Origin of the sequence: Pseudoselenomonas ruminantium (assembly GCF_900142515.1) — a bacterium.
In the GTDB taxonomy this organism is placed as follows: domain Bacteria; phylum Bacillota; class Negativicutes; order Selenomonadales; family Selenomonadaceae; genus Selenomonas_A; species Selenomonas_A ruminantium_D.
The window spans coordinates 1-7,924 of record NZ_FRBC01000001.1 but is presented as its reverse complement, the minus strand read 5'-3'; the positions used below and the strand labels follow the sequence as shown (position 1 = coordinate 7,924).

At 50.5% G+C, this 7,924-nt stretch carries 7 protein-coding genes and 1 rRNA gene; 1 reads left to right on the top strand and 7 read right to left on the bottom strand.

What is annotated here, in order from left to right; all coding sequences use genetic code 11:
• Positions 1-241 precede the first annotated feature (241 nt).
• The 6 genes from BUB68_RS00040 to BUB68_RS00015 all read right to left on the bottom strand — a co-directional run bounded on the left by BUB68_RS00040 (position 242) and on the right by BUB68_RS00015 (position 6,643).
• Positions 242-736, bottom strand: a complete 495-nt coding sequence (locus tag BUB68_RS00040; protein ID WP_073087803.1) for a regulatory protein RecX — start codon at positions 734-736, stop codon at positions 242-244.
• Positions 737-739: 3 nt separating this feature from the next.
• Positions 740-1,831 (bottom strand): recombinase RecA, encoded by a 1,092-nt coding sequence (gene recA, locus BUB68_RS00035; RefSeq protein WP_073087802.1) that lies wholly within the window; start codon positions 1,829-1,831, stop codon positions 740-742.
• Between the two features lie 105 nt (positions 1,832-1,936).
• Positions 1,937-2,302: an Hpt domain-containing protein gene (locus tag BUB68_RS00030; protein WP_256625434.1), complete on the bottom strand. Its 366-nt coding sequence runs from the start codon at positions 2,300-2,302 to the stop codon at positions 1,937-1,939.
• 39 nt (positions 2,303-2,341) lie between these two features.
• Positions 2,342-2,704 (bottom strand): metal-sensing transcriptional repressor, encoded by a 363-nt coding sequence (locus BUB68_RS00025; RefSeq protein ID WP_073087801.1) that lies wholly within the window; start codon positions 2,702-2,704, stop codon positions 2,342-2,344.
• A gap of 3 nt (positions 2,705-2,707) precedes the next feature.
• On the bottom strand, positions 2,708-5,827 hold the full coding sequence (gene ileS / locus BUB68_RS00020; protein WP_073087800.1) for an isoleucine--tRNA ligase: 3,120 nt from the start codon (positions 5,825-5,827) through the stop codon (positions 2,708-2,710).
• Positions 5,828-6,139: 312 nt separating this feature from the next.
• Positions 6,140-6,643 carry a hypothetical protein gene (locus BUB68_RS00015; protein ID WP_073087799.1) on the bottom strand — a complete coding sequence of 168 codons (504 nt, stop codon included), beginning with the start codon at positions 6,641-6,643 and terminating at the stop codon, positions 6,140-6,142.
• Positions 6,644-6,875: 232 nt separating this feature from the next.
• Between BUB68_RS00015 and deoD the strand changes: the two genes are divergently transcribed.
• Positions 6,876-7,586, top strand: coding sequence for a purine-nucleoside phosphorylase (deoD, locus tag BUB68_RS00010; RefSeq protein ID WP_073087798.1), 711 nt, complete (start codon positions 6,876-6,878; stop codon positions 7,584-7,586).
• A gap of 238 nt (positions 7,587-7,824) precedes the next feature.
• Here the strand turns inward: deoD and rrf are convergent.
• Positions 7,825-7,924, bottom strand: a 5S ribosomal RNA gene (rrf, locus tag BUB68_RS00005); the annotation flags it as partial.

Here is a 7,924-nt window from a genome sequence, read left to right as displayed (position 1 = left end):
CTCTAACCTTACAGGGAGGGTCGTTTAGCGGAAACAGAAAAAGCACTCCCCCGTGAACCCCGACAGCGTATGAACGAGATACCTTCAGCACGAACTCGTCAACAAACTGCAATTAAAAGACAAAACTAAGCCCGCCCGACTGGGGATGGCTTTCCGTAGCGTTTGGCGCTTTTTAGCAAAGCGAAGGAAAGTTATCCCCAGCCGGGCGGGCGTTTTTATATCTCGATGTAAACCCTATTCGTTATTCGTCATTGTCGCTCAAAAATTCATTTACAGCCCGGTAGATAGCCGAGCTCTGATAGCCTCTGCGAAACAGGGCTGCCATGAGTTTCTGCTTGTCCTGGCTGCGCTTGTACTTGCTCTCCAGCACCCGCAGCGCTTTTTCATATTCGCGCTCGCCGACCGCCTCCCGGTCTTCGGGAATGCAGGACCTGACCAGCGAGGACGGATAGCCCTTCTGCTTGAGCTTCTCGCAAATCTGCCGTACAGAATAACTGCTATCGGTATAGAGATAATGAAACCGCCGCGGACAGGATTCGGCATCATTCAGGTAATGCTTTTCCTGCAGCCGGGCAATGGCGGCAGCCACTTCCTCTTCCTCATAGCCCTTGTCCATAAGCTTTTCATACAGGCGGTTTTCGCTGTACTCCTGCCGGGCCAGCAAATCCACGGCAGTGACCAGCGCAGGCTTTACAGGCTTGCGCTTGGGCTGCCCATAACGGCTGTTTCCCCACATGGATTAGTCCTCAAGGGGTTCGTCACTGGCATCCGTGGGTGCAGCTTTTTCCAAAGCCTCGTTATCCGTAGCCAGCTTAGCCCGGATCTTGGCTTCGATCTCGTCAATCATGGCCGGATTCTCTTCCAGCGTCACCTTGGCCTTTTCCTTGCCCTGGCCTAAGCGGGTACCTTCATAGGAGAACCAGGCACCGCTCTTGTCCACGATATCCAGTTCCACACCCATGTCAATCAGCGTGCCCAGACGGGAAACACCTTCGCCATACAAGATGTCGAATTCAGCCGTCTTGAAGGGAGGCGCAATCTTGTTCTTCACAATCTTGACTTTCGTGCGGTTGCCAACCACATCGGAACCCTGGGTAATCTTTTCGCCCTTGCGCACTTCCATGCGCACAGAGGAATAGAACTTCAGAGCGCGGCCACCGGTGGTAACCTCGGGGTTGCCATAAGTCACGCCGACCTTCTCACGAATCTGGTTGATGAAGATGGCGACCGTTTGGGATTTATTGATGACACCCGTGAGCTTTCTCATGGCCTGGCTCATGAGGCGGGCATGAAGTCCCACATGGCTGTCGCCCATCTCGCCATCGATTTCGGCCTTCGGTACGAGGGCTGCTACGGAGTCCACGACGATTATGTCGATAGCACCGCTGCGTACAAGAGCATCCACGATATCGAGGGCCTGTTCACCAGTATCCGGCTGAGAAATCAGCAGCTCATCAATATCGACACCGAGCTTCTGCGCATACACCGGATCAAGGGCATGCTCCGCGTCGATGAAGGCTGCAATACCGCCATGCTTCTGGGCTTCGGCAATCATATGCAGGGTTACCGTGGTCTTACCAGAAGATTCCGGGCCATAGATTTCAATGATACGACCGCGGGGAATACCGCCGGTGCCTAAGGCTATATCGATAGGCAGGATACCTGTCGGAATAACCGCCACATTCATCTGGGCACGGGCATCGCCCAGACGCATGATGGAACCCTTGCCAAAGTCCTTCTCGATTTTCTTGAGGGCATTGGCCAGGGCCGTCTTCTTGCTGTCCTCTTCGGTAATCCGTCCTACTTTATCTTTGTCTTTATCTGCTGCCATTCTATCCGCTTCCTTTCTGTTTATCTCATACAATTATATAAAAATTGACCTCTTTTGGCAAGAAAAGAGAGGGGCTGCCATCATGCAGTCCCTCTTGGGCAAATATCAACCAATCACCTTCCGGATGGCCTCGCAGTTTTCGGTATAGACCTTTTCCACCTGCCTGGCCAGCGGCTCAATCTCTACTGGGCTCTTGCCAGCCCGGATTGCTTGCACCGTTTCATCCGCAGCAGTATAAAGACGCATGAGACTGAGGTTTCCGGCTGTGCCTTTCAGGGTATGAACGCTCTTGCCGGCTTTTTCCATATCGCCTGCGGTAAAATCGGCCTGAAACTGAGAAAACGAAGTGTCATCGAGGAATTTCCCCAGGAATTTGTGGTAAAGTGCCACATTCCCCATAAACCGTTCCAATCCTTTGCCATAATCGACACCAGCATCACACAGAATCTCTTTGATTTCTAACTGATCCATAAGCCCGCTTCCCTTCTTATACACCTATGGCCTTCCTGCTTACTTGATAAATTGGTCAATCGCCTTATTCAGTTGTTCCAATGCTTCCTGATCATTATCCCGCACCGCATCCACAATGCAGTGCTCCATATGATCCTTTAAAATAATCTTGCTGACACCATTGATGGCGCTTTTCACCGCGGAGAGCTGAATCAGCACCTCACTGCAGTCCCGGCCCTGTTCCACCATGGTCTTGATAGACTCCAGATGGCCAATCAGGCGGGACATGCGGTTCAGCACCGCCTTGGTATGGGCATGGCTATGGGTATGGCCGTGCCCTGCTCCATGGCTGTGGGTTACAACGGTGCCATCTGCCAGCACATGAGTATGTTCATGCTCATGTTCATGTTCCAGATGTTTCATGGCTCATTCTACCGCTATTGTAATATTCTCGCCGTTAATGTTCCATTCCTTCTCGGTTCCGGAAAGTTTTCCATATTCTACGGAATCAGCCAGCGTGATTTCCTTGAGGTAATCCTCATTCTTTGCCACGATGGCCTGCAGTTTCTCGTTGCCGGAGAGGCTGACCTTGATATGGTCAGTGACTTCAAAACCGTTTTCCTTGCGCATGGTCTGTACCTTGCTGATGACTTCACGGACGAAACCTTCTTCGAGCAGTTCTTCCGTCAGCGTAGTATCCAGGGCAATGGTCACGCCGTTATAGCGCTGGCAGTTGAAGCCTTCGGTCTGGGCCATGGAAACTTCCACATCTTCGGTGGTCAGCGTCACTTCCCCATCCGGCAGAGCTACGACGAGCTTGCCCGTGGAATCGAGTTCAGCCTTGGCCTTATGACCGTTGAGTTTTTCGAGGGCACCTTTGACAGCACCGATCCGCTTGCCTACCTTCGGCCCCAATACGCGGAAATTCGGCTTGAAGCTGTAGGTCAGATACTCTTCCATGTCGTCCTTGAAGACAACTTCCTTGACATTGAGCTCATCCTCCACGATTTCCTTGAAGAAATCGGAGAGTTCGCGGTCAGCATTGACATACATATGCGCCACCGGCTGGCGGTTCTTGATGTTGGTCTCATTGCGGGACGCACGACCCAGCACAACGATTTCGAGAACCAGCTCCATGTTCTTTTCGAGTTCTTCATCAATCCAAGCCTCGTTGGCAACAGGGTAGTCTGCCAGATGTACGGATTCCGGTGCATTCTTGTCGATGCTGCAGACGAGGTTGCGATAGATGGATTCGGTGATGAACGGTACCAGCGGAGCAGCAGCCTTGGCCGTGGTCACAAGAGCCGTATAGAGCGTCATATAAGCATTGATCTTATCCTGCTCCATGCCCTTGGCCCAGAAGCGGGCACGGCTGCGACGCACATACCAGTTGGACAGTTCGTCCGTGAAGGCCTGCAATGCCTTGGCAGCTTCCGTAACCTTGTAGTTAGCCAGGTCGCTGTCCACTTCCTTGACCATGGTGTTGAGTCGACTCAGCACCCATTTATCCATAACCGGCAGCTTGTCGTAGTCCAAGGTGTACTTCGTTGCATCGAAGTTGTCGATATTGGCATAGAGCACGAAGAAGGCATACGTATTCCAGAGGGTACCCATGAACTTGCGCTGGCCTTCCTGTACGGCATCATCATGGAAACGATTCGGCAGCCAGGGAGCGCTGTTCTCGTAGAAGTACCAACGGATGGCATCGGCACCATGCTGGCCCAGAGCCTCCATGGGGTCAACGGCGTTGCCCTTGGATTTGCTCATCTTGCGGCCATCCTTATCCTGGACATGACCCAGTACGATGACGTTCTTGTACGGAGCTTCGTCAAAGAGCAGCGTGGAGATGGCAATCAGAGAGTAGAACCAACCACGGGTCTGGTCAACAGCTTCGGAGATGAAATCTGCCGGGAAGCGCTTCTCGAAGATGTCCTTATTCTCAAACGGATAATGCCACTGCGCAAAAGGCATGGAACCGGAGTCGAACCAGCAGTCGATAACTTCCGGCACGCGGTGCATTTCCTTGCCGCATTCCGGGCACTTGATCGTAACCGCATCGATATACGGACGGTGCAGCTCGATTTCGTCCGGGCAGTTATCGGACATTTCCTTGAGTTCAGCGATGGAACCAATCGTGTGCTGATGGCCGCATTCGCATTCCCAAACCGGCAGCGGCGTGCCCCAGTAACGGTTACGGGACAGGCCCCAATCCTGCACATGTTCGAGCCAATCACCGAAACGGCCTTCGCCGATGGATTTCGGAATCCAGTTGACCTTGTTGTTGTTGGCAATGAGCTTGTCCTTGACGTCCGTCATCTTGATGAACCAGGTTTCCCGGGCATAGTAGATGAGCGGCGTGTCGCAGCGCCAGCAGTGCGGATAGCTGTGCTCGAACTTCGGCGCCTTGAAGAGCTTGCCGCTCTTCTTGAGGTCGTCGATGATCAGCGGGTCAGCGTCCTTGACGAATACGCCAGCCCAGTCGGTTTCCTCAGTCATTTCGCCCTTGTTGTTGACGAACTGCACGAACGGCATATCGTACTTGCGGCAGACGCGGTTATCGTCCTCACCGAAGGCCGGAGCCAGATGAACGATGCCCGTACCATCGGAAGTGGTTACATAATCATCGCAGACCACGAAGAAGGCCTTTTTCTTGATTTTGCCCACGGCGAAATCATAGAGCGGCTCGTATTCACGATGTTCCAAATCTTTGCCCTTGAATTTGGCAAGAACTTCACGTTCCCCTTCCACGCCTTCAAAGACGGATTCCACAAGAGCTTCCGCCATGTAGTAAACGGTGCCGTCCACCTTGATTTTCACATAGTCAACTTCCGGGTTCACGCAGAGACCCAGGTTGGAGGGCAGCGTCCAGGGCGTCGTCGTCCAGGCCAGGAAGTAAGCGTCTTCGTCCTTGACCTTGAACTTGACCATGGCGGAACGCTCTTTGACGTCCTTATAGCCCTGTGCTACTTCGTGAGAAGACAGCGGGGTGCCGCAGCGGGGGCAGTAAGGAACGACCTTATGGCCCTTGTAGAGCAGGCCCTTGTTCCAGATTTCCTTGAGTGCCCACCATTCGGATTCGATGAAGTCATTCTCATAAGTGATGTAGGGATGCTCCATATCAGCCCAGAAGCCGACCACATCGGAGAACTCTTCCCACATGCCTTTGTATTTCCAAACGGATTCGCGGCACTTCTTGATGAATGGCTCGATGCCGTATTCTTCAATCTGTTCCTTGCCGTTGATGCCTACGAGCTTTTCCACTTCGAGCTCCACCGGCAGACCATGGGTATCCCAGCCAGCCTTGCGCAGGACCTTCTTGCCCTTCATGGACTGGTAACGGGGCAGCATATCCTTGATGACGCGCGTCAGCACGTGACCGATATGGGGCTTGCCGTTAGCCGTTGGCGGGCCATCATAGAACGTGAACGTATCGCAGCCTTCACGCTGGTCAATAGCCTTCTGGGCAATGTTGTTTTCCTTCCAGAATTTCAGAACTTCCTTTTCTCTGTCCACGAAGTTCAAGTTGGTGTCTACCTTGCTGTACAAACGAACTCCTCCTCTAAAAAACAAAAACCTGCATCCTGAAAACAGGATGCAGGTACAATTAACCTACATTTATAAACCACCTATTTTTCACGTACCATCATACGCTATTCCGTAACGGGGAATACCGGCGAAGCTTACTACTGCTTTCAGCCCGCTGCTCCAAAGTGATTTTCACCTCTCAATACTTTCTACCGGCTTGCACCTGACCCGGCTCGCTAAAGATTTCTTCCAGAGGTTACTCTCTTCATCAACGCATTTACACAATTACATATCAACAAACAGTAGTTTACCACAAGATAGGTTTAATTTCAATTAAAATTTAACCGTTACGCCAACGCCAACGCCATTTTCATGATGACCACCATGACGGGGCTTGAAGTTATGGTAATTCACATTGAGACCAACGTTGAACAGGATATCCTTGTTGATGCCGACCTGAGTTTCGTTAAAATCTCTACCAGCGATATAAGAAGCATATGCGTCAAAACCCATTACCTTTGGCGTGCTCAATGCTACACCGCCAAAAGCATTGTTCTTTTCACCGCCCATGTCCCAACGATAACCACCGATAACTTTAACCTCAGAACCTACTACATCATACTGCAGATAGGCATCCTTCTGATCATTATATTCATCGCGATTAGCATAGGCAAAACCTACGGTAGCCTTACCCGTAACCTTATGCTCGATATAAGCATCTTTTGAGCCCACGCCAATGGCCGTTTCATGTCTTGCCATCTGATTGATTGGGGCAGCCATAACAGTAGCAGTACCAGCTAACATAACAGCAGCCAAAGCAAAAGCTGTTTTCTTCATTATTATAATTACCTCCCTATAAAATAACTTACCATAGCGTAACCGATTTTTTCACTAGTGTCAAGGCACCGCCCATATTTCTAATCAAAATCTAATTCCCATTTATTTATAAACAGATATTTTCTCTTACTTTTTTGGACAAATGACCTTTTCTTATTTAGTATTTTTTCTTATAATAACATTATAGTTTTATACTTTTCAGAATTTATTTTACGGAAAGAAGGAATTAAACATGGCAACTCCTCACATTGGTGCAGAAAAAGGCGATGTAGCAGAACGCATTCTGCTCCCTGGCGATCCTCTGCGGGCAAAATTCATTGCAGAAAACTTTCTGGATGATGTAAAACAGTACACCTCTATACGCAATATCTTAGGCTTCACGGGCAAATATAAAGGTGTGCCAGTTTCCGTACAGGGTACCGGCATGGGTATGCCTTCCATCTCTATCTACACGCACGAACTGATTCACAGCTTTGGCTGCAAAAAACTGATTCGCGTAGGTACCTGCGGTGGTATGCATCCCGATGTGAAGCTCCGCGATGTACTCATCGCTCAGGGCGCTAGCACTGACTCCTCTCTGATCAATAATATCTTCAAAGGCACAGTTACTTATGCACCGCTGGCTAATTTCGACCTGCTGTCCAAAGCTGTAGCCAATACGAAGAAGTTAAACCTCCGGGCTACGGTAGGTAATATTCTTTCCGCTGACCGCTTCTATGATGATGATATTGACAGCGAAAAATTGCGCAGATACGGCGTGCTTGCTGTGGAAATGGAAGCCGCTGCTCTCTACACGATCGCTGCTGAAGCCCACGTTCAGGCACTGGCTCTCTTCACCGTCAGCGACCATCTCCTGACCGGTGAAGCTTGCACGGCTGAGGAACGTCAGACCACTTTCAACGATATGATCAAGATCGCTCTGGAAACGGTTATCGAAGACTAAAGCTAACATAATCATATGACTTAAAAGGGGTAACTCTTGATGAGCTGTTTTACCAGCTTGTCAAAGAGTTACCCCTTTCGAGTCCTGCAGTTCCCCCAAAGAGTCAGCCGTTATACTTCGACTAGATGGCAAATTGCGCATAGTTACTGAAAGGAGCGCCGTAGTAACCGGATATCACTCTTCACCACTATGCGCTAACAACAAACACGAAAAAAGCACCCTTGCGGGTGCTTCGCTTAACTGGCAACGCCCTATCCTCCCAGTCCGTCTCCAGACAAGTACTTTCGGCGTATGAGTGCTTAACTACTGTGTTCGGTATGGGAACAGGTGGAACCACT

Coding starts and splice junctions, on each gene's coding strand:
- BUB68_RS00040 (WP_073087803.1), bottom strand. CDS start 736: ATGTGGGGAAACAGCCGTTATGGGCAGCCCAAGCGCAAGCCTGTAAAG.
- recA (WP_073087802.1), bottom strand. CDS start 1,831: ATGGCAGCAGATAAAGACAAAGATAAAGTAGGACGGATTACCGAAGAG.
- BUB68_RS00030 (WP_256625434.1), bottom strand. CDS start 2,302: ATGGATCAGTTAGAAATCAAAGAGATTCTGTGTGATGCTGGTGTCGAT.
- BUB68_RS00025 (WP_073087801.1), bottom strand. CDS start 2,704: ATGAAACATCTGGAACATGAACATGAGCATGAACATACTCATGTGCTG.
- BUB68_RS00015 (WP_073087799.1), bottom strand. CDS start 6,643: ATGAAGAAAACAGCTTTTGCTTTGGCTGCTGTTATGTTAGCTGGTACT.
- deoD (WP_073087798.1), top strand. CDS start 6,876: ATGGCAACTCCTCACATTGGTGCAGAAAAAGGCGATGTAGCAGAACGC.